Source organism: Bacillus basilensis (genome assembly GCF_050630465.1).
In the GTDB taxonomy this organism is placed as follows: domain Bacteria; phylum Bacillota; class Bacilli; order Bacillales; family Bacillaceae_G; genus Bacillus_A; species Bacillus_A basilensis.
In genome coordinates this window covers 57,122-82,192 of record NZ_JBNTQO010000014.1, presented here as the reverse complement: position 1 = coordinate 82,192, position 25,071 = coordinate 57,122, and the positions used below count along the sequence as shown (strand labels likewise).

Sequence of the window (25,071 nt, the reverse complement as noted above, 5' to 3'; positions counted from 1 at the left end):
CAAAAAGGATTACATATATTGGATAATAATGAAAGGTGATTTACAAATTAAATTCTGCATATGTTGTATGAAAATAGACATAGAGATGGTACCTTCCATGAAATTCCTTTTTATATTCATTATATCAAATGAATAAATATAAAAGAGGTATTTATTTATGTAATACGAAAGATTTCATGTATAAGAATGAATGATACATTCTTCATAAAATCTTAAGAAATCTCCTCAATTTTTATTAAGAAACGATAGTTATACTTAGAAACAAGTTAAAAACTATCGAACGAATGGGGAGAGGTTTACATGCAACTCATAACATTCTTACATGAATTTATTAAACATCCGAAACATACTGGTGCAATTGCGCCAAGTTCAAAAATATTAGCAAAGAAAATGGTAGATGTAATTGATTTTAATAAAGCAAAATGCATTGTAGAGTTAGGGCCTGGTACAGGAGTCTTTACGAAAGAAATTATGAAGAGAAAGAAGAAGGAAACAATATTTCTTCTTATTGAAATTAATGAAGTGTTTTGCAAAGAGTTAAAGAGAAAGTTTAAAGATGAGCAGAACGTCATTGTTGTACACGGTTCAGCTGAAAATATAAAGAAGTATATGGAAGAGTTCCATATAAAATGCGTTGATTACGTCTTATCAGGATTGCCTTTTACTTCTTTGCCAGAAGAAGTTTCAAAGGGCATTTTAAACAATGTAATGGAAGCGATACATGAGAATGGGGAATTCATTACATTTCAATATTCACTTGTGAAAAAAGGATTTATACAGCTTTTCTTCCCTGAAATTACACTAGAAAAAGTGTGGCTCAATTTCCCACCAGCGTACGTCTTTAGCTGTAAAAAAGAGCTAAGGAGAGCATATGCATAATGGAATTGCAAGAATTATTATCTTATATTGAACAATACGGTTATTGGGCGTTATTTTTCTGTTTATGGTTAGGGATTATCGGTATGCCAATTCCAGACGAAATGATTGTGATGAGTGGTGGCTTTGTATCTTCACTAGGGATATTAAGTGTCATTCCTGCATTTGTATTAACGTATTTAGGTGTTGTATCAGGGCTATCTTTAGGTTATATATTAGGGAAAATATTTGGTACGAAAGTACTTGATAAGCTAATGAAAAAGAAAAAGGCGAAATATCTTTTGAAATCGCAACAAATGGTAGAGAAGTATGGCCATTACGCGTTAGTCACAAGTTACTTCATACCAGTTGTAAGACATATCGTGCCATATTTAGTTGGGATGAATAACATGTCATTTCGGATATATGCTTTGTATTCCTATACGACAGGGTTTGTTTGGACACTCATTTATTTCGTGCTCGGTTCTTTATTTGGACAACATATTGAAAGGATTGTAGCAGTTGCGATAGAGTATGGCGTGTATTTTGGCGTAGTTGTCGTTTTTATTGGCAGTTTGTTTTACGTAAAAAGAAGTGTAGTAGTGAGTAAGTAGCGGAGGCTGTTCCAAAATACATTTTGGACAGCCTCTTTTGTTGTGCGGTTCTACTGTCAGTTTTTGTCGGTAAGTCGATATTCCTTGTCGAAACGTCGATATATTGAAAAAATCGTTGATATATTTCGATTTGTGTTCGATATATTTGAAAAATCGTCGATATAATTTCATGTACCTAGATGTGATCTCACATGTTCTCTACATTAAGAAAAAGTTAAGAAACCATATGAGTTTTTATTAAGAAATGCGTCCTATACTTAGAAATGTCATAAATAAAAACATAATGAAAGGCGGAATATAGATGAAAAGATTTATTTTTGGAGCAATGATTGTTATCGTCGCAGGAGCGGCATATTTATTAAATGGGAGTAAGCTATTAGATCAGATGAACCCATTTCTTGATATAGAGAATCATTACGCAATTATTGATAATGATGGAAAAGAGTTAGGCGGAAATAAAGGCCGTGAATATACGGTGAAAGCTTACGATAAGGATGGGAAAGAAAAAGAAGTAACGATTGATGGAGTAGGTGAATTACAAAAAGGTTCGTACTGGCATGTGCTTACAAGGGGAAAGATTTTACATGATAAAGTGCAAGTAACGATAGATAAAATTCCTGACGGTGCGAAGGCAAAGTTAGGATTGTAAGTATAAACCCGATTCTTAATGAGAGAATCGGGTTTGTTATTTTATGGTAAAATTTAAAGGGAGGAGTGAGAGGTATGCTACTCATTGTTAGTCTTATATTAATTGGGATTATGTGTAGTATGAGGGTAGTATCTTTACATATGATAGAACGACAAAAGATAGAAGAGCGATACGTATATTGTCCAAAATGTGATGCGAAAATTAGAAAAGGGAATTCTGCTCCTTTTTGTTCGAAATGTAATTTAATATTTTAAATAAGGTAAAAGATCACAACGAACATATTTCGATTCGTTGTGATCTTTTGTTATGAAGAAATAATAACAACTTTCTATGTTCCACTGATAATTTCTACAGTTACCTCCGCAAGAATAGGGGATTTTTTTATAAAATCATTTTTAATCATTTTATTTTGAAGCTACAGACGTTGAAACATAAAATTGTTACTTATTAGTATCTATAACACTTTAAAGTGCGTACTTTTTATTGCGTTGTAGATAAGACATAATTACATACGTGAGAGGGAAATGAGTAGTGTGGAACTAAAAAGCATCTACGTTATTTTTAATAACTATCGTGCTTTGAAGTGTATACGGCTTTGCCTACCCGAATCCTTTAGGTCAGTCCTTTTCACATTAATTGATATCCATTAACCATTTTTAAATAGATTTTAGGAGGAGATTTTAAATGAAAGATTTATTAAAAGGTACACTTGGTTTTGGTACAGCACCACTAGGTAATATGTACCGTAATATTCCGGAAGAAGAAGCAATCGCAACAGTAGATGCTGCTTGGGATAATGGTGTTCGTTACTTTGATACAGCTCCACTTTATGGATCTGGTTTAGCAGAGATTCGTCTTGGTGAAGCACTATCGAAAAGAAATCGTGATGAGTACTTCTTAAGTACAAAAGTAGGTCGAATTATTTCAGATGAATTGGAAGATCCATCTACACGTGATTTAGGTGAAAAAGGCGGACTTTTCGAATTTGGTCGTAAAAATAAAATTATCAACGACTACAGTGCGGATGCAACTCTTCGTTCTATTGAAGATAGTTTAAAACGTTTAAAAACAGATCGTCTAGATTTTGTTTATATTCATGATGTAGCACAAGATTTTTATGGAGATGAGTGGATTTCACAATTTGAAATTGCTCGAACAGGAGCATTCCGTGCACTTACTCAATTACGTGATGAAGGTGTAATTAAAGGCTGGGGCCTTGGAGTAAATAAAGTAGAATCAATTGAACTTATGCTGGACTTAGAAGAAGCAAAACCAAATGTTTCTTTACTAGCTGGTCGCTATTCATTATTAGACCACGAGCGTGCGCTAGAACGCGTAATGCCTGCTGCTGTAAACAACAATATGGACATTGTTGTTGGTGGACCATATAGCTCAGGCGTTCTTGCTGGAGGTGCTCACTTCGAATACCAAAAAGCGTCACCAGAAATCATTGCAAAAGTTAATAAAATTAAAAACCTTGCAGATCGTCATGGAATCAGTATTAAAGCTGCTGCTTTACAGTTTTCACTGGCTAACCCAGCGGTTGCAGCTGTTATTCCTGGTGCAAGTAAACCGGAAAGAATTGCAGAAGACCAAGCTGCATTGAAAACAGTAATTCCGGCAGCGTTCTGGGAAGAAATGCGTGAACAAAAATTAGTTGCAGCTAATGCACCACTACCAATTAACGTTAAATAAAAAGGAGAGTAATGAAAATGGCAAATACTATTACATCTATTGAAATTCCAGCTTCACCTGAACAAGTATGGCAATTAATTGGAGGCTTTGATGCACTTCCAGATTGGTTACCGTATATTCCTAGCAGTAAAGTAACGGAAGGCGGACGTGTACGTCATTTAGCTAATCCTGATGGCGATGAGATTGTAGAGCGTTTAGAAGCATTTAATGAGAAAGAGCGCTACTACACATATTCAATTATGCAAGCACCGTTCCCTGTGACGAATTATTTATCTACAATTCGTGTTAAAGAAGGTAAAGATGCTAACACATCATTAGTTGAATGGTCTGGTAGCTTCACTCCTGTAGAGGTTACTGATGAAGAGGCAATTCATCTATTCCATGGAATTTATAAAGATGGCTTAGAGGCATTACAACAAGCATATTTAGCTTAATCAATCTATTAAACATTTGAAAGTCTGCAGTGTAACAACTGCAGACTTTTTTATGATTATTGCATTTCTTTTTAAGAAAATATTAAGAAACCCTAGCACTATTTGTTAAGAAAATGTATCTATACTGAATTCTGTTGCTTAAAAAGAACATCAAGAATAATAACAGGAGGTACAGATAGATGAAAACAATGTTAGAAGCGAAAGGGATTTCGAAAATATATAATACAGGCGGGAATACGTTTGAAGCGTTGAAAGATATTCATCTGCAGGTGAAAGAAGGAGAGTTTGTCGGTATTATGGGACCGTCTGGTTCTGGTAAGACGACGCTTTTGAATGTTCTTTCTACTATTGATACAGCTTCAAAAGGTGAGATTTTAATTGATGGAAAAGATATTGTGAAGATGAATGATGATGAATTGGCACTCTTTCGCTGTAATCATTTAGGATTCATTTTTCAAGATTATAATTTATTAGATACGTTAACAGTAAGGGAAAATATTGTATTGCCGCTCGCTTTATCAAAAGTGAAGGCGAAAGAAGTAGAATCTCGCGTAGAGGCAATTGCAAAGAAGTTTGGTATAGATCATATTTTAAATCAGTATCCGTATGAAGCGTCAGGTGGACAAAAACAACGCTGCGCGGCATCAAGAGCGATTGTAACAAATCCAAGTATGATTTTTGGAGATGAGCCAACTGGTGCGCTTGATTCAAAGTCAGCGACGGATTTATTAGAAAGTATGAAGACATTAAATGAAAAAGATCTTGTAACGATTTTAATGGTAACGCATGATGCGTTTGCAGCAAGTTATTGTAAACGCGTTGTATTTATTAAAGATGGAAAGTTATATAAAGAATTACATCGTAAAGAGATGACACGAAAACAGTTCTTCCAGCAAATTATTGATGTGATGTCTTCCATATCTGGAGGTGCGACAAATGAGCTTATCTAGCATCGCCCTTCGTAATATAAAACGAAATTTTAAAGATTACTTTATATACTTTGCTTCTATGATTTTTAGCATCGTCATTTATTTTACCTTTAAGGCGTTGCAATACAATTCACAAATAAGTGAAGCTGGAGATAACATCGGACGAGGATTCCAGCTTGCGAGTGTAATGCTCATTATTTTCGTTGCGATATTTATTATATATTCGAATGGTTTCTTTACACGAAAGCGTAAGAAAGAAATGGGTCTTTATTCTTTACTTGGTATTCGAAAAAAAGAAATAGGTAAAATGCTTTTTTATGAAAACATGTTAATGGGTTTATTATCGTTAGTAATCGGAATTGTAATTGGTAGTTTACTTTCAAAAGGATTCCTAAAGCTACTTTTAAATATGTTAGAGCTACATGTAAATGTTCATTTTGAAGTGCCAATTGGAGCGGTTATAGATACAGCATTTATTTTTTGTCTCATCATTTTATACACATCATTTAAAGGATACCGCGTTATTTATCAATTTAAGTTAATCGAGTTATTCCGTGCAGATAACGAAGGCGAAATCATGCCGAAAGATTCTAAAATAATGGCTATCATTTCTTTATTATTAATTGGATCAGGTTATTTCTTGTCAGTAACGGCTATTAAAAATTCAAACAGTGATAACTTTATGCCACTTGCACTTTATATTTTATTAGCGACAGTACTTGGAACATATTTATTATTTAAGTTCTTTACTGTTTTTGCATTAAAAAGAGTGCGAAATAAAAAATCTTCATTTTATAACGGAATGAAAATGGTGACGACATCTCAATTACTATACCGCATTAAAGGAAATGCAAAATCTTTAGCAACAATTGCAGTATTAAGTGCAGTAACGTTAACGGCGGTTGGAACTTCTGTTACGATGTATTACAACACATATATGCAGGCGAAGAAATATCATCCAGTTAGTTATTCATACGAAAAGAAAGATATGGAACTAGATCGTAAAGTGAATGAGATTTTAAAAGAAGGAAAGAATGAAGTCATTCATCAATATGAACTAGAGACGGTAAACGTAGTAGGAGAATACGGTGATGGAACTTCATTACAATCAAGAACAACAGAACTTATTGCACAGTCATCATTTAATACAATCGCAACATATGCAAATGAGGAAACTATAAATTTAAAGAAGAATGAAGCGTATGCATTTGATGGCATGTATAGTGAAAGAAATGGGGATAGTGGTGTATATAAAAATGGAAAAGTTATATTCCCCATTGGAGGAGTAGCACCAGTACAAATGAAAGATGTAAAAGGACGAAATATTACAAACTTATATGAACTTGTAGTTGTCGTTCCGGATGAAGCGTATGAGCAAGCGAAGAAGACAATTGGTTCTCATACTGTGAAAAATATTGATGTGAAAGATGATCGAAATAGTAAACTGTTAACAGAAAAACTACAGAAATTAATACCAGAAGAAGATGCAGAAGGAAAAAGACAGTTTGGTGATTTTTACACGATATTCCGTGATGGTATTGAAAAAACAGGGTTAATGATGTTTAGTGGTATGTTCTTAGGACTTGTATTTTTACTCGCAACAGGGTCTATCATTTACTTCAAACAATTAACAGAAGCACATGCAGATCGTGAGCGTTACATCGTTCTTCGAAAACTCGGTGTCACGAAAAAAGAAATGAAAAAAGCAATCGCAAAACAAATGAGATTTATTTTCTTCATTCCTTTAGTAGTAGGTATATTACACACTTTATTTGCGCTAACAGGATTAGCGACAGTACTTCCGTATGAAATTGCAGTTCCGTTATTAATTAGCATCGGCGTGTATAGCGTTATTTATATTGGTTATTATTTGTTGACGGTTCGTGCTTATTTTGGGATTGTTAGTAAATAAAAAAGAGCATAAGAGAACATAGTGAAAATTATGTTCTCTTTCGCCTTTTTATCATTATTTATTTTCTAAAATTCGTTCAACATCATGTACACTCAATTTACTTGCCTTAGCAATTGTTTCAAGCGGTATACCAAGATTATACATACTTTTAATCATTTGAATTTTCCCCTGTTGAACTCCTTCTTTTCGCCCTTTTTCAATGCCTTGTTCAAGCCCTTTTTTAATCCCTTGTTCCATTCCTCTTTTTATTCCTTCTGTCTCTGCATGGGCAAATTTTGCTGCTTCATCCATTAAAACCTTTTCTCTTGCGTCATAAGCTTGACGAAAAGAGGAATCTTGACTCATACGTTCCCATTTATGTAATGCCTTTTGTAAAATAGGATCTCGGTTCATAGCAATGTCCTCCAATGTTTTAGTTAAGTGTTCATCCTCATTTGCGGTAAGTAATAAGAGCCATCTAGCAAATGGATCTTTCCATGGATTGACCTTTTCTTCATGCCACTGCATTGTTAGATTTGGAATTTCTACAATGTGAATTTCTATGTCATCAATTAATAGTTTTTGTTGTTGAGTATTCCATAATATGCTCGTTGTATGGAAGGATTTTTGTTCGGAAAACATTACGAAGTTTAATAAATTTATGGTGATGGTTTTATGAAGTGCGCTGTAGGGCATCCCTTTTTGTAGTTGAGATGTGTATAATCTTCCCCAATAATATAAGCTGCGTTTAATCATATCGTGATTATTATTGAGTTGTATTTCTACATTGACTTTTGTTCCTGTGTCTAATGTAGCTGAAATATCTAAAATAGATAACTTATCTTCTTCATGTTCCCTGTGTAAATGTGGATCTTCTATTTGTAGAGAAGCAATAGGTGACGCTAAAGACTCTTGTAACATCGCGTTTAAAAAGGCAATGAGAATATCTTCACTACCATTCGTACCAAACAATTGTTTAAATGCAAGATCAATGCGTAAATTAACTAAATGTTGGTTGCACAAAGGTTGTCCTCTCCTTATATTAAGGTGCTTCTTTCCTTCATTGTACCTAAAAATAACTAGGGCATGCAAACCAGCCATTCTACTATTTTTTAGTACTATTATTAGAAAATGAAAGGTAAGTATGTCTATGGTATACTCTAGTGAAATTGTAAATAAGAATGCTAATACGCACTGGAAAAATTGGGTGGAGTTTGATTACGAAAACTCATATTAACAACGAAAGAGTAGACTAAAACCTTTCTAAGAAAAAAGACGAGCTAACATTTTAGCTCGTCTTTTTTGTATTACACAACCGCAGGATTATAAATCATCGTAAAGTGCCCTTGCAACAATTCAATTTGACAAGGTGTGTGAAGGGAACTTTCTCCATCTGTATCTACTTCTTTTTCTTCCTCTGTTTCAATATGAATGGATTTCGCTTTTACGTGGAAGATGTCATTTTCATTTGAGTCTTCAAATAGTTTCTTTCCGATATAATCTTTAAATGCTTGAATACCTGTTGATTTGACTACGAAAATATCAAGTGTTCCGTCATCGCATTTTACATTCGGAATAAAGGAAGGGATACCACCAAGATATTCACCGTTGCCAACCATAACAAGAACAGCTTCGTCTTCATATACTTGTCCGTCGTACGTAATTTTTACCGGGAATGTTTCAGCATTTTTTACAGTCCGAATTGTACTTAAGTAGTAGCCGATTTTTCCAAGCTTTGCTTTTTCTTCTGCATCAATATTATTTGATACTTCAGAGACAAGTCCAATGCCCCAGAAGTTTAAGAAGTGTTGTCCATTTGCTTTTGCGACGTCAACTGGTTTTACGTGTTCCTTTGTGATAAGTTTTGCTGCTTCTGCAATGTTTTGCGGAACGCCGAGTGTACGAGAGAAGTCATTGCAAGTTCCGCCTGGAATGATTGCAAGTGTAGGTCTAGTTTCAAGAGGTGCTAAGCCGTTTGTGCATTCAAATACTGTTCCGTCACCACCAAAGACGATAATTAAATCTACTTTACTAGCAAACTCTTGGCAATATTTTGTTGCATCACCTTGCTTTTTCGTATGAAGGATGTGTAAGTCAGGAAAAGCTGCGGCAAGAGGTGGTACGATTTTCGTTAAATTTGTATGTAAGTCGCCTTGTCCAGCTTTTGGATTTACGATGAGGAGTACTTTTTCAAATTTTGTCTTTGTCATATTTCATCTCTCCCTGTTTTTTGTAATGGAAAGAAGGAGCTGTTCTGATGTATTTCAGAACAGCTTCTTCCTATTAATAGGGTGCTAAGATTGTCAGTTATTGTCGGTAAGTCGATATATTTAAAAAATCGCCGATATAAATTTTATGTACTATCGATTTTTTAAGTTATACGATTATTTCGTTACAACTGAAGCGATAAATGGTAAGTTACGATATTTTTCTGCGCAGTCAATGCCGTAGCCAACGATAAATTCGTCTGGAATTTGGAAGCCAACATATTCAGCTTTTAAGTCAACTTTACGACGTTCAGGTTTATCAAGTAACGTACAGAATTTGAGTGCCTTTGGTTTATGCATAAAGAAGTGATCTTTTAAGAAGTGAAGTGTTAAACCAGAATCGATAATGTCTTCTACGACAATTACGTTTTTTCCAGTAATGTTTACGTCGATATCTTTTAATAGTTTAACTTTTCCAGTTGTTTCTGTTTGATTTCCGTAGCTAGATGCAGAAATAAAGTCGATTGTTACCTCGTTTTTAATGTGACGAATTAAATCAGCAGCGAATACGAAAGATCCTTTTAGTACAGCGATGACTACGATTTCTTCTCCTTCAAAGTCACGCTCGATTTGAAGCGCTAATTCTTTTACTTTTTCTTGTAATTGTTCTTCAGAAATTAAAGTGTCTTTTATTTCAATATTCATTGGAGTCCTCCTACAGTGTAAAACTTGTGAACATTTCGACTGTAAAGGATAGGAAGGAAAAAGTCAAAGAAGATATAAGTTTTTTACAGAAATCCCCACAAAATAGTCAGATGATATGATATACTGATTACATTAAGAAAACGCTTCCATGAAGGGTGATTATGATGAGAAAGAAAGAGTATACAAGTGCAACATTTATAAAAGCATTACTTTTAACAATTGTTCTTGGTAGTTTGGCCTACATAATTGATGTACCAGCGATTCGGATTTCACTAATTGGAATGACTTTAGTATTAGGCGCAATCTCCCATGGTATGATGTCACAGCTGCAAGAAGTTGGAGTCGATCATATGAAAGATCATATAGATGAAAAATGAGAAACCTTCACGTATAGAGAGTGAAGGTTTTTTTATTTCTTACAAAAATGTAAGGTAGTTGTAAGGCAAATCGATAGTTGCATAGTAGTGTTTTGGATAAACTATGGGTGTAAGGTAAAAGGCAAGCATATTTTAGGTAAATTAAGTTTTAGGCACTCTATATGTGAAAAAGGAGTAGGAGGGCATGGAGAAACGTTGGACGACCTTTTCTTTTTTAGCAACTAGCAACACCGTAATGCTAGCTGGCGAAATGGATTTTTTGCACTTGTTTGATCGAGAAGATGATCATTCTTCTTCTAAATTTACAATGAAATGGAATAAATGGAGCGAAAGTTGTAGGTTTGAAGAAGAGACCCCTAACGAAGAGCAAAAGATTATTTTGACAAACCCTATTAAAGCGTGGGTTGTTCAACGTCGTAAGTGTAACGTCAAAAATCACTTAAAGAAAACTGAGCCGAGACAATTAGTTATCGCTCCGGCCCATTCTACTTCGAAATCACGCGAAAGTAACATGTAAATATTGAGACACACACCTGAAAAAACATCGTATATATTGCGATGTTTTTTTATTTTTTTACAATGAAATCTTTAAATGAAATATATTTCATCTGCATCTTATATTTATATCTCTTGTTTATTCTAGTGATACATCCGATGCGAAGTGATGTAAAACGTATAAAAGGAGAGAAATAAAATGAAAAAGAAACTATTACCGATCTGTGCAATGGCACTTTTAACAGTAGGATATTCTTCAGTAGCAAGTGCGGATACTGGAACAGTAACAAAGGAAGATGCAGCGCAAGTGCAGCAAGATAAAGCAAAAAAAGAAGAAGCAATTAAGATACAGCAAAAGAGTGAAGAAGAGAAAAAGAGAATAGCACAAGAACAGTTAAAAAATGATATGGCAAAAAAAGAAGCAGCGCAAGTACAACAAAAAAATGATGCAGTAAAAAAAGAAGTAGCAACGCCAGTTGTACAAGGTGAAAAATTACCAAATACAGCATCTAATAATGTAGCAATGATGGCACTAAGCGCGTGCCTTGTAGGGATAGGGACGTTATTTGGTTTGAATCGCCGTAATAAAGTTAAGGCGTAAATAAAATATTGCCCTATAAAGAATGGGATAATTTCATATATTAAAAATGGTAGGTTATTCCTACCATTTTTGGCATGGAGGGATGAAATATGAAGGTACTCAATTATATTGGAATTATATTGATGGCTATAGGACTATTTATGGGATCATATTATGCTATGGAATGGTATAAAGGAAAAAGCTCTGCGCAAGAATTAACGACAGAAGAAATAAAGAGCCTTAACAATATAAAACATGATCAACTTTCACATGAAACACCCGTAACTTCTCAAGTACCTTCTTCTCAAACAGAGCATAAAGAAGGAGAAAAGGTAGCAATGTTAAATATACCGAAAATAAAAAAGAAGTTTTCTATATATTGGGGAGCAGATGATGCAACGTTGAAGAAAGGGGTTGGAATGTTCGTTAGTGATTTAACGACAACGCCATCTGGAGGGGGACATACTGTACTAAGTGGGCACCGGGATACTGTATTTACAGAGTTAGGAGAGTTAAAAGAAAAAGACACTCTTGTTTTAGAGTATGATAATAAAACGTACACATATGAAATTCAAAAGACATGGATTACCCATGCGGATGATCGGACTGTTATTATAAAAAAAGAAGAACCGATATTAACGCTGACGACTTGCTATCCATTTGATTATATAGGAGATGCACCAGATAGATATATTATCGAGGCGAAGTTAACTGCTAGTTATTCAAAGTGAATTGTAGTTTCTAAAAGCGGGAGGGGGATACATAAGTTATGGCAAAAAACATTTTAATTGTTGAAGATGAAGATATATTACGTGAAATATTGAAAGACTATTTTTTAAGTGAGAAATATATGGTGTTTGAAGCAAGAGATGGGAAGGAAGCTTTAGTTGTATTTGAGGAAGAAGAGGTTGATTTAGTTATTCTTGATATTATGTTGCCGGAACTTGATGGGTGGTCCGTTTGCCGAAGAATCCGTAAGGCATCCGAGGTTCCGATTATTATGCTAACGGCACGTGTAGATGAAGATGATACGTTACTTGGTTTTGAACTCGGGGCAGATGACTATGTGACGAAGCCATATAGTCCGCCCATTTTATTAGCAAGAGCGAAAAGGTTGTTAGAAAGTAGAAAAGTGACAAAGCAACTCTTAGAGAATGAAGATGATACATTATCAATCCACGGTATTCACGTTCATTTTCCGTCGCGCACTGTTACAGTAAATAGAACAGACATTAATTTAACACATACAGAATTTGAAATATTAGCGTATTTCATGAAAAATCAAGGAATCGTTTTAACGAGAGAACAATTGATTTCAAGAATTTGGGGATATGAATTTGCTGGTGATGATCGAACGGTTAATAGCCATATTCGTAATTTGAGAAACAAATTGGGAGAGAAAGCAAAGTACATTACAACTGTAGTGCGAACAGGTTATAAATTTGAGGGGAATGTATGAGAAAAGGGATTGTACTAAAATTATTTACCCTCACAACAGCATTATGTATGTTAATTTTAGCGACGATATTTATTGGACAAACGATATTTTTTAAACAATATTATGCGAATCGAAAAGTGGAAGATATTAAAGTGAATTTAAATTCCTTCGAAAAGAATTATTTGAACTATGCAGGAAGTGCAGAAGGAATTCAGAAGCTGGAGCAAGACTTTTTAAGAGAAAATAATACGTGGATTACGACATTAGATCAGAACGGGAATTTAAAGCATGCAGATGATTTTTATTTTGAGGTAACGATAGATCGTAGGCAACAAAAGAGCTTTGGACAACAAATATTCAAAATTCCTTTATACAATCTCGTCAATATAGAAGAGATTGATAATAAATCATCAGATCAGTTTCTAGGCCAAGGAATTTCTTTTTCTGGCGTGAAAAAAGAAGATAGTTTTATTCCATTCTCTTTCTCGTTATCTAAGAAGACTTTAAGCGGATCTAATAAACCGTTAGAAAAAGCATTTAAGGAGAAAATGAGTAAATTAGATGAGGAGAAAAAGAAAGCAGCTGAGGAACAAGTAGGTAAGGAAAAGAAGCCGGCTGTTCAGGAGCAAGCTGCCCAAGAACCAGATGCTTACATAGGTGGGGTTGTTACGAAAGTACAGTTTCCAGATGTAAAAGGTCTTGTAAATCCAATTTATAAAAATAGTATATTCTTAGATAACATAAAAGAATTTCAAACAGATTTATTATTAAAAGAGAGCAAGCACATACAGTATGCAACACAAACAATGGACTATGAAAAAAATGATATTAAATATAAATTATTAATCAAACCAATAAAAGAAAAAGACGGATCAGTAACATATATTTATGCGATGGCTTCTTTACAGCCCGTAGATGAAGCTGTACAAATGGTGCAAGATTACTACATCTATATCATTGCATTTGTAGTCGTTCTTATTTTTTTAGCTTCGTTTTATTATTCAAAACAAATTGCAAAACCGTTATTAAAAATAAATGATACGACGAAGAAAATAGCAAAATTAGATTTTACAGAAAGAATACCGATTACTTCAAAAGATGAAATTGGGGATTTATCGAAAAATATTAATGTGCTATCGAATAAACTCCATTCGCATATTGGACAGTTAGAAGAAGATATTGAAAAGGAAAGAAAGTTAGAAAAAACGCGAAAAGAATTCATTTCTGGTGTTTCACATGAATTAAAAACACCGCTAAGTATTATGAAAAGCTGTATTTCTATTTTAAAAGACGGGGTAGCTGAGCATAAAAAAGAGTACTATTTTCAGGCAATGGAACGAGAAGTAGATAAAATGGATACGTTAATTTTGGATATGCTTGAGTTAGCTAAATTTGAGTCAGGTACATATAAAATGAAAATGGATTTATTTTATATTGATACAGTAATTGAAGATATATGTGAACATCTGTCTGTAGAAATAGAGAAAAAAGAACTTTGTGTTCATAAAAATATAGGTCCATTTGAAGTGATGGCAAATCAAGGCCGGATTGAACAAGTCATCGTAAATTTCATTACGAATGCCATACGTTATACACCAAATAAAGAAGATATTATTATTTCTACAATAGATGAGAAAGGTCGTATAAAAGTATGTATTGAAAATAAAGGTACTCACATTGAAGAAGAACAATTAGATAAAATTTGGGATCGTTTTTATCGCGTGGATGCAGCTCGTCAGCGTTCGCAAGGTGGAACAGGTCTTGGGCTTGCTATTTCGAAGAATATTTTAGAACTGCATGATGCTGAATATGGAGTAAAGAATACAGAAGATGGTGTATTATTTTACTTCTATTTACCGAAAAAAGCGTAGACAATATGATCTACGCTTTTTTAAGTTATTTTCATATTATCTTTACCTAATCTTTATTTTCAAGCGATATAATCGTGTTAGAAAATGAGGTTATGTAAGGAGTCGATGAACCGTGCATAGCAATTGGCTAAGTATAATGGTATTTATTTTCTTTTGTGCATTTATTGTTTTTTTAATTGATATTACGATATGAAAAAAAGAGCGCTCATGAAGCGCTCTTTTTGTTTGCATTTATTTGATAAGCATTGATGCTCTTGAATAAGCGTGGTGAAGTAAGGAATAAAAATATAAGTAAAACGGTACATAGAATGTAGGAACCAATCATTACGCTACCGTTTACGATTAATGAATAAAGCACAGCGGATTGACCTTTCGGTGCATATTGTCCCCAGAAAATAATACCAGCAATAAAGTGACAGAAGTAGCGAGCAAAGCTACCAATAAATGTAGCAACAATAATGTAACCAAGAACTTTCTTTCCTTCGTTCTGTTTTGAAGAAGGTTTGTCTTTACGGCTACCTAAATTGGATTGTTCTTCACTATTTTCATTGGTTGTTAAAAGTGCCTTTTGAATAGGACGATAGAATAAACCAGCAAATCCAATGAATGCGAAAGCAACGAAGTATTCAATGAGTACTTGAATTGGTGTGACGATAATGGCATCTCCGACTACAATTTGTAATAATCCCCAAATTAAGCCTCCTAAGAAAGCCATTTTGAAGCCCCAGCGGTATGCGATAATAAAAATAGGAATCATAGCAAATGAGATGGAACCGCCTGTTGGAAGTTTAATTGATAATGGTAAAATGTCGATGACCATGGCGAAGGCTGCAAGAATAGCAGATTCAATCATCGCTTGTAAATTGGTGTTACGCATGTTGTCTCCCCCTAAATTAAAGTTGTACAAAAAAGAATAGATATCATAGGAGGATACGAAATACGTAAATAAAAAAGAGGTATGTATTTCGGACGTTTGCACAATCCCTGCGTTAGCATTAACTAACAGGTTCTAAGGGTCGGAACGAAGTGTTCCCTCTCAGCGGTAAGGCTCCCCCTGTGATAACGAGATTCTTTATTTGCTATTGTTTATTGTAAGCGAAATGGATGAGAATGGCAAACGAATCTGTTATGACAATGATTGAAATAGAATTGTAGCAAAATGTTAATAAATATGAAGCAAAAGGGTATAGTACAAGAGAAATAGAGTGTGCTATAATTTCTCTGAAAATAATTATCATTCTCTTTTGAGGGGGAAGGTTATGAGCTTAGTAGATATTAAAATCGGTGAGAAAGTGTTAGTAAAAAGCGTTCAGTCTTTAGATCATTTACTAAAGAGAAGATTGGCGGCTTTTGGTCTTTCTGAAGGAAGCGAACTTCGCATGAAGCAGAAAGCGATGTTCAAAGGTCCTTGTACATTGGAGTGTCGTGGACAGTTAATTAGTATTCGTCATTGTGACGCGAAAATGATAAAGGTGGAATTAGCGTGAATAAGGTAGCTTTGCTAGGGAATCCAAATACAGGGAAGACATCATTATTTAATGCACTTACTGGTTCTTATGAATACGTAGGAAACTGGAGCGGTGTAACAGTAGAAAAAAAGGTTGGTAAATTAAAAGATAGACAAGGGACATTAATCGATTTACCAGGCGTATATGATTTGAACCCAGTTTCGCGTGATGAGGGTGTTGTAACAAACTTTCTACTAACAGAAGAATTTCAGCATATGTTAAATATTGTGGATTCCTCGCAATTTGAACGAAATATGCATTTAACGTTGCAGTTACTTGAATTTGGTAAGCCGGTTTCAATTGGTTTAAATATGGTTGATGTGGCGAAGCAAAGAGGAATTGTAATTGATGTAAAAAGGTTATCAGAACTATTAGGTGTAACAGTCGTTCCTGTCGTTGCAAGAAGCGGAAAAGGCTGTGAAGAACTACTTGCGACTCTTAAAGAAAATGACAAAAGTGAGAAAAAGCCATTCATTATTTCATATGGTGTACAACTGGATGAAGGAATTGGAGAAGCAATTTCTCTTTTAGAAAAAGAGAATTACGAGCATCCGAGATGGTTAGCGCTTCAATTTTTAAGTAATAACGAAGTAGTAGAAAAAGAAATGAAAGCATTACCAATTTATAAGGAGCTTATAGCCATTCGATCTCGCTTAGAGGGAAAACTTGATTGTACGTTGGAGGAGCATATTTACAAAACTCGTGAAGCGTATATTGAAAAGTTAAAAACAAATGTTATGAAGCATGAGAAAGAAGGAAAAATTCCTTTTTCGGAAAAAATTGATAGGTTAATTACACATAAAGTTTTAGGACTTCCAATCTTTTTAGCAGTTATGTTTTTTATTTTTCAGGTTACGTTTACGTGGATTGGTACACCGTTATCTGATATGTTAGATGAGTTTTTTGGTGGACAGCTTACGGATTGGGTGACGGCTGGGCTCACGAGTGTCGGAGCTTCTGATTTTATTCAAGCGCTCGTTACAGAAGGCATTATTGCCGGTGTTGGTGCTGTATTAGTATTCGTTCCACAAATCTTTGCACTATTCTTTTTCATTTCATTATTAGAAGACTCAGGATATATGGCGCGAATTGCAGTTGTTATGGATAGAATTATGGAATTCTTCGGTTTAAACGGAAAAGCGTTCATTCCGATGATTATTGGTTTTGGATGTAACGTTCCAGGTATTATGGCAGCGAGAACGATTGAACAAGAGAAAGAACGTTTACTTACAGTTCTTGTAACACCATTTATGTCTTGTTCAGCACGTTTACCTGTATATGCGTTATTTGCGGGCGTATTCTTCCCTCATAGTCAGGCAACTGTTGTGTTTTCTTTATATGTTGCAGGGATAGTCCTTGCGTTATTAGTTACAAAGATTATGTCTCTTACAATTTTAAAAGCGGAGAAGTCTATTTTCGTTATTGAACTACCGCCTTACCGCGTACCGCAAGCGAAAACGTTATGGCTAAGTACTTGGGAGAAAGGGAAAGGATTTGTTCGTAAAGCAGGTACATTTATCTTCGGTGGTTCTGTTGTCATTTGGCTATTAAATTATGCAGGTCCATCAGGATTTGGTGTTGATATGGGAGACAGTTATTTAGCGATGATTGGCGGATTTATCGCACCATTATTTGCCCCGCTCGGTTTTGGAACGTGGCAAGCTGCGGCATCTCTTTTAACAGGATTTTTAGCGAAGGAAGTTGTTGTTTCTACAATGGCAATTATTTATGCGGTGAAAGAAGATGTGCTTGGCAATGTAATGGGAGCACATTATACTGCGTTATCAGCTTATGCATTTATGTTCTTTATTTTATTATATGTTCCGTGTTTAGCGACGGTGGCTGTTATTAAACGTGAAACTGGATCAGCGAAATGGACGATTTTCTCAGTCGTTTATCCGCTCGTAGTTGCTTATGTATTAACGCTTACTATATACCAAGTTGGATCTTTACTCGGATTCTAAAAGGAGATGTATAATGATGGTCAATATTATAATTGGAGCTATCATTTTTGGTTATGCAGCATATACGTTAGTTCATTTTGTAAAGAGAAGTAAAAAGGGAAAATGCGCCGCATGTTCTTTAAATAAATCATGCGAGTCGCAAACTTGTAGTCCGGATATGGAGAAAATTGCTCATAATAAATAGAAAAAAGCTTTGCGAATTTCGCAAAGCTTTTTTATTACTTTTTAATTTTTACAAGTTGTGATGATTCTACACCATTCTTTCCAGGGAATTCTTTACTAGGGTCTTTATCGAATTTTAATACCCCAACAGATTTTTCATCACCTTTTACATTTCCGTAAGTTGCATCATCAACAATCGCGAACATATCTGCATATGCACGGCCACTTCCGATAATTGTATTGCCTTCATATTTTAATTTTGCGCCATCAATTGTAGCATTTTCTATTTTTTCTTTTGCGAATAATACACCTTGTTCTGCTGTTACAGCCGGTAATTTATCAAGTGGTTTCGTATCGTCTTTTGCATCCACTTTGCTAAGTAATTCTTTCTTCACTAGTTCTTCACCAGTTTTCTTATCCATGACAAGAACTTTTTTACCTTCTAATGTTGTCATTTTCATTTTATAGAAGTCTTTTTCTTTCACTTCTTTTTTGTTTTTATCTGTAATTTGCTGAACTTGCTCTTCTGATCCGTACAGTACAAAGCCGTTCGCTTTTTCTCCTAATAAAGAACAACCTGATAATGCTCCGAATGAAATTGCTGCTGCTAATCCGATTCCTACTAATTTTTTCATGATGATTTCTCCTTTTATATGTTTTATAGTAAATACATTTTTGTATTAGTTCTGAAATGATGAGAAGCTTGTTTGCTGCTTCTGGTATTAGTGTATAAGAAATATGGAAACGTAACTATCGAGTTAGCTTACAGTAATATTACACTTCTGTAATTTAGTGAAATCGCAAAAAAGTAAGTTAATTTTAAAGGGAGATAATGAGAATATATTAGAAATACAATATTGCATCTAGAATGTCATATTATAATGGATGTATTTTGGAAATAACATGTAAGTACATCTTTGTTTTGTTATAATAAACACATAGGCTGTAAAAATTACTATTCTTTACTGTAAAGGGAGATTTTTCAGTTTTCCAAGTAGTAAATTTGAAATATGAGGTATATCATAGGAGGAATTTGGATGTCTGTATTTAAACGATTAAGAGATTTAACAATGTCAAATGTGTATTCAATAATTGAAAAAGCGGAAGATCCAGTTAAGATGACGGATCAATATTTACGCGATATGCAAGCGGATGTACAAGAAGCTGAGAAAAGTGTAGCAGCTCAAATTGCACTTGAGAAGAAATTCAAAATATTATTTGAAGAGCAAGAAGCACTTGTGAAAAAACGTGAAGAGCAAGCTCATATGGCTGTTCAAGCAAGCAATCTTGACCTTGCGCGTCGTGCTCTTGAAGAAAAACAAAATGCAGAGCAAAAGATGAATGAGTATAAAGCAAGCTATGAGCAAAACAAAGCTGCTGCTGATAATCTTCGCCTGAAGCTAGAAGAAATGCGTAAGCAATTAACAGAGCTGAAAAATAAACGTGAAACACTTGTAGCACGTGTAAATGCGGCGAAAGCACAAAAGAATATTAATCAGGCAATGTCTGGATTTGATTCAAATTCAGCGAAAGCTGGTTTAAGCCGTATGGAAGAGAAAGCTCTTCAATTAGAGGCTGAAGCAGAAGCAAGCGGTGAAGTGTATAAAAAAGAAAAATCATTAGATGATGAATTCGCAAGCTTAAACAAAAATTCTGCTGTTGACGATGAATTAGCTCGTATTATGAAGCAGTATGAGAAATAATATAGAATAGAGACAAATGAACCGACATGTCTAAACAAATTCATGTCGGTTTTCTATTATATTTAGAGGAGGTTTTGCAATGACATGGACAAATGTATTAGCCATGCTTGTATGGACTGGAGCAAGTGCAGTACTTTTATTTGCAATTATGTGGGTTGATTCGATTTTTACAAAATACAATGATTTAAAAGAAATAAAAAATGGGAATACAGCTGTAACAACTCGTTTCGTTATGAAATTATTTGCGCAAGGATACATCCTATCTCAATCGATTACGAAAGCAAATGACTTATGGCAAGCGCTACTTGCATCAGCAGTTTCTTTCGTTATTTTGTTAGTAGTAGAAATGTTTATTGAATTTGTGTTAAGGAAAATGGCTGGTTTAGATTTAGAAGAAGGTACGAAAGAAGGCAGTGTTGCACATGCGATGTTGGCCGGATCATTACATATCGTTGGTGCACTTATTTTAGGTGCTTGTTTATAAAGAGAGAAGGAGGTGTAGGTCATGAGTTTATTTAAACGGATTAAAAATATAATGAAGAGTCCAGAGCCGCCGAAACCAGAGAAAAGTTTATTAACGTTAGCTCCTGGTGATATGATCGAAGTTTCATTAATTATGTACGAATTAACTGGAAAAACGAGTATGCATTCTCGTAAAGAAATTGTTTTAACACTGCAAGACGGGAAAGATATTCGTTATTTAAAAATTGAAGACCGTGAAAATACGTATTACAAATTATATACACCAATTGATGGTCGGTTAGATTCGATTGATGAAATTCCGACGACAATTGAAATGGATGATACAGAGTACCATATGGAAGAGCAATATAACGGACGTGTTGTTGTGATGGGGAAAACACCATTCTCTGCTTCAGAAGAACAGCATGTATGGGAATTCCAATCAGATAATCGAAAATTATTGCGTATTGAATGGCAAAATGGTCGCACAATGATGTATGAGGGAGAAGCAATTATTCCTGCTGATGTACAAATTATAAGAGCAACGTAAGGGGGCGTAATCATGTCAAACCGATTGTTTACCATGATTAAATCGTTCGTGATCCCTATACTTGCTATCGTTATATTACTTGTTGTTGCTGGATATGCCTTATCAGGTTGTCAGGGCGGACAGACAAAGTCGATTCAAGACCGTTATCCACTTGAATCTGTCGCAAAAGAAGGTAAACAAGAATCTTACGTGTATAGGGCCGCCAATCGGTCAGTTCCTGAAGTCGCAAAGGAACTCATTAATGAAAGAGAACCGAAGCAAGCATCTAAAGAAGACGAAAATCAAATGTTCCTCGTTTATTCTGATAAGATTTATAATCTGCAAAAGGATAAAGAGAAGCCATCTGATACGTTAATTGAAATAAGTAATAAAGAGTTTGTCCGTCAAAATTACCAACCATCCTTCTTGCAAGGATATATTATGGGAAGTATTTTAAACGATATATTCGGTTCACGAAAATCATCATCCGGTGATTATCGCGGATATAATGACAGACAAAATCATAAACCAGTTATTCCAGAGAGACCACCTACAAAAGAAGAAAAGAAAACCCCACCTCCAATTACGAAGGAAGGGAAAGGATCTATCATTAAGCGTGGCGATAATGTAGATTCGAAATCTTCTGTAGGAGATACTGGAAGTATTACGAAAAAAGGAAGCAGCACGCCTCCGCCTTCTACTGGAAGCAAAGGGAAAATAACGAAAACACCAGGTGGTTCGAGCGGATCAGATGTGAAGCCGAAATCATCTATTAAAACGCCGCCAAGGAATACATCTCCTCCGAAAACGAGGGTCGGTGGTTCTGGGAAAATTACGAAGAGAAGATAGTGTAGAGACCGAAAAGTGGAATTTGCTTTTCGGTCTTTTTTTTGTTGTGGAAATAAATCCCTTTTAGTTGGTGCAATTAAGACATAAGGAGGGAATAGTATGACTATGTATAAAAGATTTAGTGTAATTATGTTCCTCGTATTATTCTTGAGCTTGTTTATTAGTAGAATGGTGAAATTTCACTTTGTGGTAGGTATTCTATGGATACTATGTACATGTACCCTTTTTCTATATGTTCCGCTACGCTTTCAACATAAAGTGACGGCTTTTCAAAAGTATGTAGCGTGGATTAAACGGGGAGGAAGATGGAGCGAGTAAAAATATATCAGCGATTATTGAAATATATCGACTTACCGACAAAAACTGACAACGGTAGTATAAGAAGAGGGTGTGCCAAAATGTTAGCACACCCTCTTTATTCATAATGATTAATGAATATCACGTTTCTTGAAATTACCGCCTTTTACTTCTGCTACGTCATAAACTGTAATAAAGGCGTGTGGATCGATTTCATTAATAAGTTCTTTCATTTTACTTTCTTCTAAACGGTTAATTACACAAGAAATTTCTTTGAATTTCTCTCTTGAATAACCACCGTATACTTCGTTATATGTTGCACTTCGGCCTAAACGGTCACGAATTGTTTCTACCATTAATTCAGGCTCTTTTGTAATGATTTTAAATGCTTTCGAACCACTTAACCCAACTTCAACGATATGAATCACTTTCGAAGCAATAAAGTAAGCAATTGCCGAAAGGATAGCTCCTTGAAGGCCGAATACTGTTGATACGAAAATAAATACGAACATGTTTAAGAATAAAATAAGGTCACTCGTTCCAAATGGTAACTTACGAGAAAGTAATACAGCTAGCATATCGATTCCATCTAATGCTCCACCGTTACGTAATGCTAGTCCCATACCAAAACCGATGATAATACCACCAACAACTGTAACTAATAATGTATCGCCTTCAATAATAGCTGGTATTCCGTGCATGACAACGGTACCTATTGCTAATGAAGCAATCCCGATAATAGAATAAATTGCGAAGCTTTTACCTATTTGTTTATACCCTAACCAAACGAAAGGAATGTTAATAACTGCGATTAGAGCTCCTAATGGCAATCCAAATAATCTTGAACTAACGATACTTAAACCAGTTACACCACCGTCTGATACGTTATTTGGAATTAATACTGCTTCTAATCCGTACGCTGTGATAAATGCCCCAATAATAATCATCAAAGCTTTTGAAGCGATTTTTAGCTTATTGGGCTTGTTTTTGATAATTTTCTCCATGTAATTTCCTCGTTTCAAACTAGTTTCTTATTTGTTACGTAATTCACACCTAAATTTCATTTTAACATTTAATTTGAAAAAATTCTCCTTTAATGGATGTATGCAGGGAATATTATCACCATATTATTATTTTAAATACACCTGTAAATGATTAGTGAGCGGGCATAATTCTGATATAAAAAAGTAGAATGAACAGTATAAATATGTACAGTTAGGGCGTTCATATTAGGGAGGAGATTCTGTGAGATACTGTACGAAATGTGGGAATGAAACGAACGAGGAGAATAAGTTTTGTGGACAGTGTGGAGAGAGTCTTAATTATGAAAAAGTAATAGCCAGTCATCCAAATAGTGATATAGAGTTTTTTCATTAGTTGGCTTTATAACGGGATTGATATCTTGGTTTATTAATTTATGGGGGCTTGTTGGTACGGTAGCTATTGTATTTTCTATATTAGGTTTAAATAAAAAAGTGACGGGTACGAGTAAAGTGTTTGCTATTGTTGGAATCGTTTCAGGAATTATTAATGTCTTGTATGCGTTTATGTTAATTGTTTAACTAAAAAAATGATCCTCTTTCATGAAAGAGGATCATTTTTTTTGTAGCTATTAAGAAATAATAAAACTAATTACTGTTAGGAATAAAGCGAAGCCTAAAATAGTTCCACATATTTTCATATGGCGCTTACGTCCCATAACGACGATTGCGACATATTCGCGAATCATTGCATTAGGCCAGTAATAAAATGCAGTTTTTGATCCGATTCCTTGGCTATTAAGACCAGCTTGTCTTGCATATATACCAGCGCGGAAAAGGTGGAAATTATTCGTTGTAAAGATACTTCTATACTTACCGTCTGGTTTTAAAGAATCCATAATTTCTTTAGAGAACAACATATTTTGATATGTGTTTACAGAGCGATTTTCTTGCACTGTATGTTCAATCGGAATTCCTTTTTCAACAGCATACTTTTGCATCGCTTCTGCTTCAGGAAGACCTTCATCTGGACCTTGGCCACCAGAGAAAATGATTGTTGGTGGTGTATTCACAGCTGCTTGTTTCCAGTAAAAGTCGATTGCTTTATTAATACGACTTGCAAGTAAAGGTGGTACTTTATCATTAATTAAGCCGCTACCAAGAACGATGATGAAATCTTGATTACGCCTTGGTCTGTTGAATTGATATAGAAAATAAGCGCTTAAGAAGTTAGATAAGTGTATGAAGAAATATACGCTTATAAGAGAAATACCTGCAAAAATAGGCTCTAAATGTGATGAGACCAAACTTGCTGGATTTATAATAGGGAGTAACATAAAGAATAACATCCCTAAAGCAGCAAGGAGTGTTAAACAGTTAGTGAACCGACGTCCTTCTCGCTTCATTAAAATTCTTGCATTAAGAAATAATCCAAACATTAAGGCAATAAAACCGAAAGGAAGCATAATGAGAAGTGCTAAAATAGGTAAAATTATAATGTAGCGTAGGACATCACTACTTGCATTCACAGATATAATCACACAAAAAAGCAGGAAAAAACAGAAAAAGGCATTAAATAAAAACCCATTTATTATTTTTCGTGGATCTTTTAGATAGGAGATAAGAAAAATAATAAACAATATAAGAGGGATAATTCCGAAAGACATAAATATAGTACACCTCAATTTGTATAAGAATTTGACATATCTTTTATATTACATGATTTTATAATTAGAAATGAAAGAAAAAGGATTTTGAATTTTCTCAATAAAATATATGAATACATATGTTAAAATGTATAAAAGGCGAGATATTAAAAGTAAAATGGTTGAAGAGGCACTCTATGGGGTGTCTTTTCTTTTAGGTATGTAATTATG

General features: G+C 34.6%; 29 protein-coding genes, 2 pseudogenes and 1 riboswitch. Of the genes and pseudogenes, 24 read left to right on the top strand and 7 right to left on the bottom strand.

Going from position 1 to position 25,071, the window contains the following annotated elements:
• Positions 1-300: 300 nt before the first annotated feature.
• The 8 genes from ACQVV1_RS21990 (at position 301) to ACQVV1_RS21955 (ending at position 7,088) form a co-directional block, all read left to right on the top strand.
• Positions 301-879, top strand: a complete 579-nt coding sequence (locus ACQVV1_RS21990; RefSeq protein WP_309259454.1) for a class I SAM-dependent methyltransferase — start codon at positions 301-303, stop codon at positions 877-879.
• On the top strand, positions 879-1,469 hold the full coding sequence (locus ACQVV1_RS21985; protein WP_431169499.1) for a DedA family protein: 591 nt from the start codon (positions 879-881) through the stop codon (positions 1,467-1,469). Before ACQVV1_RS21990 ends, ACQVV1_RS21985 begins: the two co-directional genes overlap by 1 nt.
• A 301-nt stretch (positions 1,470-1,770) precedes the next feature.
• Positions 1,771-2,118, top strand: a complete 348-nt coding sequence (locus tag ACQVV1_RS21980) for a YxeA family protein (RefSeq protein ID WP_242252344.1) — start codon at positions 1,771-1,773, stop codon at positions 2,116-2,118.
• 74 nt (positions 2,119-2,192) lie between these two features.
• Positions 2,193-2,372, top strand: coding sequence for a hypothetical protein (locus ACQVV1_RS21975; protein ID WP_029440251.1), 180 nt, complete (start codon positions 2,193-2,195; stop codon positions 2,370-2,372).
• A 430-nt stretch (positions 2,373-2,802) separates the two neighbouring features.
• A complete protein-coding gene (locus ACQVV1_RS21970; protein ID WP_242252346.1) occupies positions 2,803-3,813 on the top strand; it encodes an aldo/keto reductase in 1,011 nt (336 codons plus the stop codon).
• 17 nt (positions 3,814-3,830) lie between these two features.
• Entirely contained in the window at positions 3,831-4,247 is a 417-nt protein-coding gene (locus tag ACQVV1_RS21965) for an SRPBCC family protein (RefSeq protein WP_242252348.1), read from the top strand.
• Between the two features lie 179 nt (positions 4,248-4,426).
• Positions 4,427-5,197, top strand: a complete 771-nt coding sequence (locus tag ACQVV1_RS21960) for an ABC transporter ATP-binding protein (protein WP_431169498.1) — start codon at positions 4,427-4,429, stop codon at positions 5,195-5,197.
• Complete coding sequence (locus ACQVV1_RS21955) at positions 5,184-7,088, top strand: ABC transporter permease (RefSeq protein WP_242252351.1); 1,905 nt, start codon at positions 5,184-5,186, stop codon at positions 7,086-7,088. The genes ACQVV1_RS21960 and ACQVV1_RS21955 overlap by 14 nt, the downstream gene beginning before the upstream one ends.
• Before the next feature lie 54 nt (positions 7,089-7,142).
• Here the strand turns inward: ACQVV1_RS21955 and ACQVV1_RS21950 are convergent, their stop codons facing one another.
• Positions 7,143-8,090 (bottom strand): Rpn family recombination-promoting nuclease/putative transposase, encoded by a 948-nt coding sequence (locus tag ACQVV1_RS21950; protein ID WP_431169496.1) that lies wholly within the window; start codon positions 8,088-8,090, stop codon positions 7,143-7,145.
• Positions 8,091-8,229: 139 nt separating this feature from the next.
• Here ACQVV1_RS21950 and ACQVV1_RS21945 point away from each other — a divergent pair.
• Positions 8,230-8,304 (top strand): annotated as a pseudogene (locus ACQVV1_RS21945) (DUF7003 family protein); the annotation flags it as partial.
• A gap of 70 nt (positions 8,305-8,374) precedes the next feature.
• Here the strand turns inward: ACQVV1_RS21945 and ACQVV1_RS21940 are convergent.
• A complete protein-coding gene (locus ACQVV1_RS21940) occupies positions 8,375-9,277 on the bottom strand; it encodes a diacylglycerol/lipid kinase family protein (protein WP_000167907.1) in 903 nt (300 codons plus the stop codon).
• 174 nt (positions 9,278-9,451) lie between these two features.
• The gene (gene hpt, locus ACQVV1_RS21935; protein WP_309259450.1) at positions 9,452-9,979 is read right to left on the bottom strand and encodes a hypoxanthine phosphoribosyltransferase; all 528 of its coding nucleotides are present in this window, start codon (positions 9,977-9,979) and stop codon (positions 9,452-9,454) included.
• Between the two features lie 161 nt (positions 9,980-10,140).
• Between hpt and ACQVV1_RS21930 the strand changes: the two genes are divergently transcribed.
• From ACQVV1_RS21930 to ACQVV1_RS21905, 6 genes are all read left to right on the top strand, one after another.
• Positions 10,141-10,356 (top strand): hypothetical protein, encoded by a 216-nt coding sequence (locus ACQVV1_RS21930; protein ID WP_242252355.1) that lies wholly within the window; start codon positions 10,141-10,143, stop codon positions 10,354-10,356.
• Positions 10,357-10,540: 184 nt separating this feature from the next.
• Positions 10,541-10,873 (top strand): hypothetical protein, encoded by a 333-nt coding sequence (locus ACQVV1_RS21925; protein WP_063224330.1) that lies wholly within the window; start codon positions 10,541-10,543, stop codon positions 10,871-10,873.
• A 177-nt stretch (positions 10,874-11,050) separates the two neighbouring features.
• The gene (locus ACQVV1_RS21920) at positions 11,051-11,452 is read left to right on the top strand and encodes an LPXTG cell wall anchor domain-containing protein (protein ID WP_242252356.1); all 402 of its coding nucleotides are present in this window, start codon (positions 11,051-11,053) and stop codon (positions 11,450-11,452) included.
• 89 nt (positions 11,453-11,541) lie between these two features.
• Positions 11,542-12,162 carry a class D sortase gene (locus ACQVV1_RS21915; protein WP_242252357.1) on the top strand — a complete coding sequence of 207 codons (621 nt, stop codon included), beginning with the start codon at positions 11,542-11,544 and terminating at the stop codon, positions 12,160-12,162.
• Between the two features lie 38 nt (positions 12,163-12,200).
• Positions 12,201-12,890 (top strand): response regulator transcription factor, encoded by a 690-nt coding sequence (locus tag ACQVV1_RS21910; protein WP_242252358.1) that lies wholly within the window; start codon positions 12,201-12,203, stop codon positions 12,888-12,890.
• A complete protein-coding gene (locus ACQVV1_RS21905) occupies positions 12,887-14,740 on the top strand; it encodes a sensor histidine kinase (protein WP_242252359.1) in 1,854 nt (617 codons plus the stop codon). Before ACQVV1_RS21910 ends, ACQVV1_RS21905 begins: the two co-directional genes overlap by 4 nt.
• 205 nt (positions 14,741-14,945) lie before the next feature.
• Here ACQVV1_RS21905 and thiT read toward each other — a convergent pair whose 3' ends face one another.
• Complete coding sequence (thiT, locus tag ACQVV1_RS21900; protein ID WP_063223654.1) at positions 14,946-15,617, bottom strand: energy-coupled thiamine transporter ThiT; 672 nt, start codon at positions 15,615-15,617, stop codon at positions 14,946-14,948.
• Between the two features lie 86 nt (positions 15,618-15,703).
• A riboswitch (TPP riboswitch) is annotated at positions 15,704-15,805 on the bottom strand.
• Between the two features lie 194 nt (positions 15,806-15,999).
• Between thiT and ACQVV1_RS21895 the strand changes: the two genes are divergently transcribed.
• Genes ACQVV1_RS21895 through ACQVV1_RS21885 form a run of 3 tightly spaced genes read left to right on the top strand, consistent with a single transcriptional unit; the run spans position 16,000 to position 18,396 of the window.
• Positions 16,000-16,227, top strand: a complete 228-nt coding sequence (locus tag ACQVV1_RS21895; RefSeq protein WP_000060518.1) for a FeoA family protein — start codon at positions 16,000-16,002, stop codon at positions 16,225-16,227.
• Positions 16,224-18,212: a ferrous iron transport protein B gene (feoB, locus tag ACQVV1_RS21890; protein ID WP_431169495.1), complete on the top strand. Its 1,989-nt coding sequence runs from the start codon at positions 16,224-16,226 to the stop codon at positions 18,210-18,212. Before ACQVV1_RS21895 ends, feoB begins: the two co-directional genes overlap by 4 nt.
• A 13-nt stretch (positions 18,213-18,225) precedes the next feature.
• Positions 18,226-18,396, top strand: coding sequence for a FeoB-associated Cys-rich membrane protein (locus ACQVV1_RS21885; protein ID WP_242252361.1), 171 nt, complete (start codon positions 18,226-18,228; stop codon positions 18,394-18,396).
• Positions 18,397-18,430: 34 nt separating this feature from the next.
• Here ACQVV1_RS21885 and ACQVV1_RS21880 read toward each other — a convergent pair whose 3' ends face one another.
• A complete protein-coding gene (locus ACQVV1_RS21880) occupies positions 18,431-19,009 on the bottom strand; it encodes a lipoprotein BA_5634 family protein (RefSeq protein ID WP_242252363.1) in 579 nt (192 codons plus the stop codon).
• Positions 19,010-19,411: 402 nt separating this feature from the next.
• Between ACQVV1_RS21880 and ACQVV1_RS21875 the strand changes: the two genes are divergently transcribed.
• The 5 genes from ACQVV1_RS21875 (at position 19,412) to ACQVV1_RS21855 (ending at position 22,235) form a co-directional block, all read left to right on the top strand.
• A complete protein-coding gene (locus ACQVV1_RS21875; protein WP_000110279.1) occupies positions 19,412-20,077 on the top strand; it encodes a PspA/IM30 family protein in 666 nt (221 codons plus the stop codon).
• Between the two features lie 79 nt (positions 20,078-20,156).
• Positions 20,157-20,561: a DUF350 domain-containing protein gene (locus ACQVV1_RS21870; RefSeq protein WP_002067791.1), complete on the top strand. Its 405-nt coding sequence runs from the start codon at positions 20,157-20,159 to the stop codon at positions 20,559-20,561.
• Between the two features lie 21 nt (positions 20,562-20,582).
• Positions 20,583-21,089 (top strand): DUF4178 domain-containing protein, encoded by a 507-nt coding sequence (locus tag ACQVV1_RS21865; RefSeq protein WP_060632659.1) that lies wholly within the window; start codon positions 20,583-20,585, stop codon positions 21,087-21,089.
• A 12-nt stretch (positions 21,090-21,101) separates the two neighbouring features.
• Complete coding sequence (locus ACQVV1_RS21860) at positions 21,102-21,917, top strand: DUF4247 domain-containing protein (protein WP_063223650.1); 816 nt, start codon at positions 21,102-21,104, stop codon at positions 21,915-21,917.
• A gap of 99 nt (positions 21,918-22,016) precedes the next feature.
• A complete protein-coding gene (locus ACQVV1_RS21855; RefSeq protein ID WP_242252364.1) occupies positions 22,017-22,235 on the top strand; it encodes a hypothetical protein in 219 nt (72 codons plus the stop codon).
• A gap of 110 nt (positions 22,236-22,345) precedes the next feature.
• Here the strand turns inward: ACQVV1_RS21855 and ACQVV1_RS21850 are convergent, their stop codons facing one another.
• Complete coding sequence (locus ACQVV1_RS21850) at positions 22,346-23,218, bottom strand: YitT family protein (RefSeq protein WP_000411240.1); 873 nt, start codon at positions 23,216-23,218, stop codon at positions 22,346-22,348.
• A gap of 241 nt (positions 23,219-23,459) precedes the next feature.
• On the opposite strand from ACQVV1_RS21850, the pseudogene ACQVV1_RS21845 reads away from it, so the two are divergent.
• Positions 23,460-23,776, top strand: a pseudogene (locus tag ACQVV1_RS21845) (zinc-ribbon domain-containing protein).
• A 50-nt stretch (positions 23,777-23,826) separates the two neighbouring features.
• Here the strand turns inward: ACQVV1_RS21845 and ACQVV1_RS21840 are convergent.
• On the bottom strand, positions 23,827-24,861 hold the full coding sequence (locus ACQVV1_RS21840) for a YdcF family protein (RefSeq protein WP_242252369.1): 1,035 nt from the start codon (positions 24,859-24,861) through the stop codon (positions 23,827-23,829).
• Between the last annotated feature and the right edge of the window lie 210 nt (positions 24,862-25,071).

What these genes read in the sequence shown, in the direction of transcription:
- ACQVV1_RS21850 (WP_000411240.1), bottom strand. Translation starts at nt 23,218, where the DNA reads ATGGAGAAAATTATCAAAAACAAGCCCAATAAGCTAAAAATCGCTTCA.
- ACQVV1_RS21840 (WP_242252369.1), bottom strand. Translation starts at nt 24,861, where the DNA reads ATGTCTTTCGGAATTATCCCTCTTATATTGTTTATTATTTTTCTTATC.
- ACQVV1_RS21860 (WP_063223650.1), top strand. Translation starts at nt 21,102, where the DNA reads ATGTCAAACCGATTGTTTACCATGATTAAATCGTTCGTGATCCCTATA.
- ACQVV1_RS21990 (WP_309259454.1), top strand. Translation starts at nt 301, where the DNA reads ATGCAACTCATAACATTCTTACATGAATTTATTAAACATCCGAAACAT.
- ACQVV1_RS21980 (WP_242252344.1), top strand. Translation starts at nt 1,771, where the DNA reads ATGAAAAGATTTATTTTTGGAGCAATGATTGTTATCGTCGCAGGAGCG.
- ACQVV1_RS21920 (WP_242252356.1), top strand. Translation starts at nt 11,051, where the DNA reads ATGAAAAAGAAACTATTACCGATCTGTGCAATGGCACTTTTAACAGTA.
- ACQVV1_RS21930 (WP_242252355.1), top strand. Translation starts at nt 10,141, where the DNA reads ATGATGAGAAAGAAAGAGTATACAAGTGCAACATTTATAAAAGCATTA.
- ACQVV1_RS21895 (WP_000060518.1), top strand. Translation starts at nt 16,000, where the DNA reads ATGAGCTTAGTAGATATTAAAATCGGTGAGAAAGTGTTAGTAAAAAGC.
- ACQVV1_RS21975 (WP_029440251.1), top strand. Translation starts at nt 2,193, where the DNA reads ATGCTACTCATTGTTAGTCTTATATTAATTGGGATTATGTGTAGTATG.
- ACQVV1_RS21880 (WP_242252363.1), bottom strand. Translation starts at nt 19,009, where the DNA reads ATGAAAAAATTAGTAGGAATCGGATTAGCAGCAGCAATTTCATTCGGA.
- ACQVV1_RS21955 (WP_242252351.1), top strand. Translation starts at nt 5,184, where the DNA reads ATGAGCTTATCTAGCATCGCCCTTCGTAATATAAAACGAAATTTTAAA.
- ACQVV1_RS21970 (WP_242252346.1), top strand. Translation starts at nt 2,803, where the DNA reads ATGAAAGATTTATTAAAAGGTACACTTGGTTTTGGTACAGCACCACTA.
- ACQVV1_RS21865 (WP_060632659.1), top strand. Translation starts at nt 20,583, where the DNA reads ATGAGTTTATTTAAACGGATTAAAAATATAATGAAGAGTCCAGAGCCG.
- ACQVV1_RS21870 (WP_002067791.1), top strand. Translation starts at nt 20,157, where the DNA reads ATGACATGGACAAATGTATTAGCCATGCTTGTATGGACTGGAGCAAGT.
- ACQVV1_RS21875 (WP_000110279.1), top strand. Translation starts at nt 19,412, where the DNA reads ATGTCTGTATTTAAACGATTAAGAGATTTAACAATGTCAAATGTGTAT.
- hpt (WP_309259450.1), bottom strand. Translation starts at nt 9,979, where the DNA reads ATGAATATTGAAATAAAAGACACTTTAATTTCTGAAGAACAATTACAA.
- ACQVV1_RS21925 (WP_063224330.1), top strand. Translation starts at nt 10,541, where the DNA reads ATGGAGAAACGTTGGACGACCTTTTCTTTTTTAGCAACTAGCAACACC.
- ACQVV1_RS21960 (WP_431169498.1), top strand. Translation starts at nt 4,427, where the DNA reads ATGAAAACAATGTTAGAAGCGAAAGGGATTTCGAAAATATATAATACA.
- ACQVV1_RS21940 (WP_000167907.1), bottom strand. Translation starts at nt 9,277, where the DNA reads ATGACAAAGACAAAATTTGAAAAAGTACTCCTCATCGTAAATCCAAAA.
- ACQVV1_RS21915 (WP_242252357.1), top strand. Translation starts at nt 11,542, where the DNA reads ATGAAGGTACTCAATTATATTGGAATTATATTGATGGCTATAGGACTA.
- ACQVV1_RS21905 (WP_242252359.1), top strand. Translation starts at nt 12,887, where the DNA reads ATGAGAAAAGGGATTGTACTAAAATTATTTACCCTCACAACAGCATTA.
- ACQVV1_RS21855 (WP_242252364.1), top strand. Translation starts at nt 22,017, where the DNA reads ATGACTATGTATAAAAGATTTAGTGTAATTATGTTCCTCGTATTATTC.
- ACQVV1_RS21885 (WP_242252361.1), top strand. Translation starts at nt 18,226, where the DNA reads ATGATGGTCAATATTATAATTGGAGCTATCATTTTTGGTTATGCAGCA.
- ACQVV1_RS21965 (WP_242252348.1), top strand. Translation starts at nt 3,831, where the DNA reads ATGGCAAATACTATTACATCTATTGAAATTCCAGCTTCACCTGAACAA.
- ACQVV1_RS21910 (WP_242252358.1), top strand. Translation starts at nt 12,201, where the DNA reads ATGGCAAAAAACATTTTAATTGTTGAAGATGAAGATATATTACGTGAA.
- ACQVV1_RS21985 (WP_431169499.1), top strand. Translation starts at nt 879, where the DNA reads ATGGAATTGCAAGAATTATTATCTTATATTGAACAATACGGTTATTGG.
- thiT (WP_063223654.1), bottom strand. Translation starts at nt 15,617, where the DNA reads ATGCGTAACACCAATTTACAAGCGATGATTGAATCTGCTATTCTTGCA.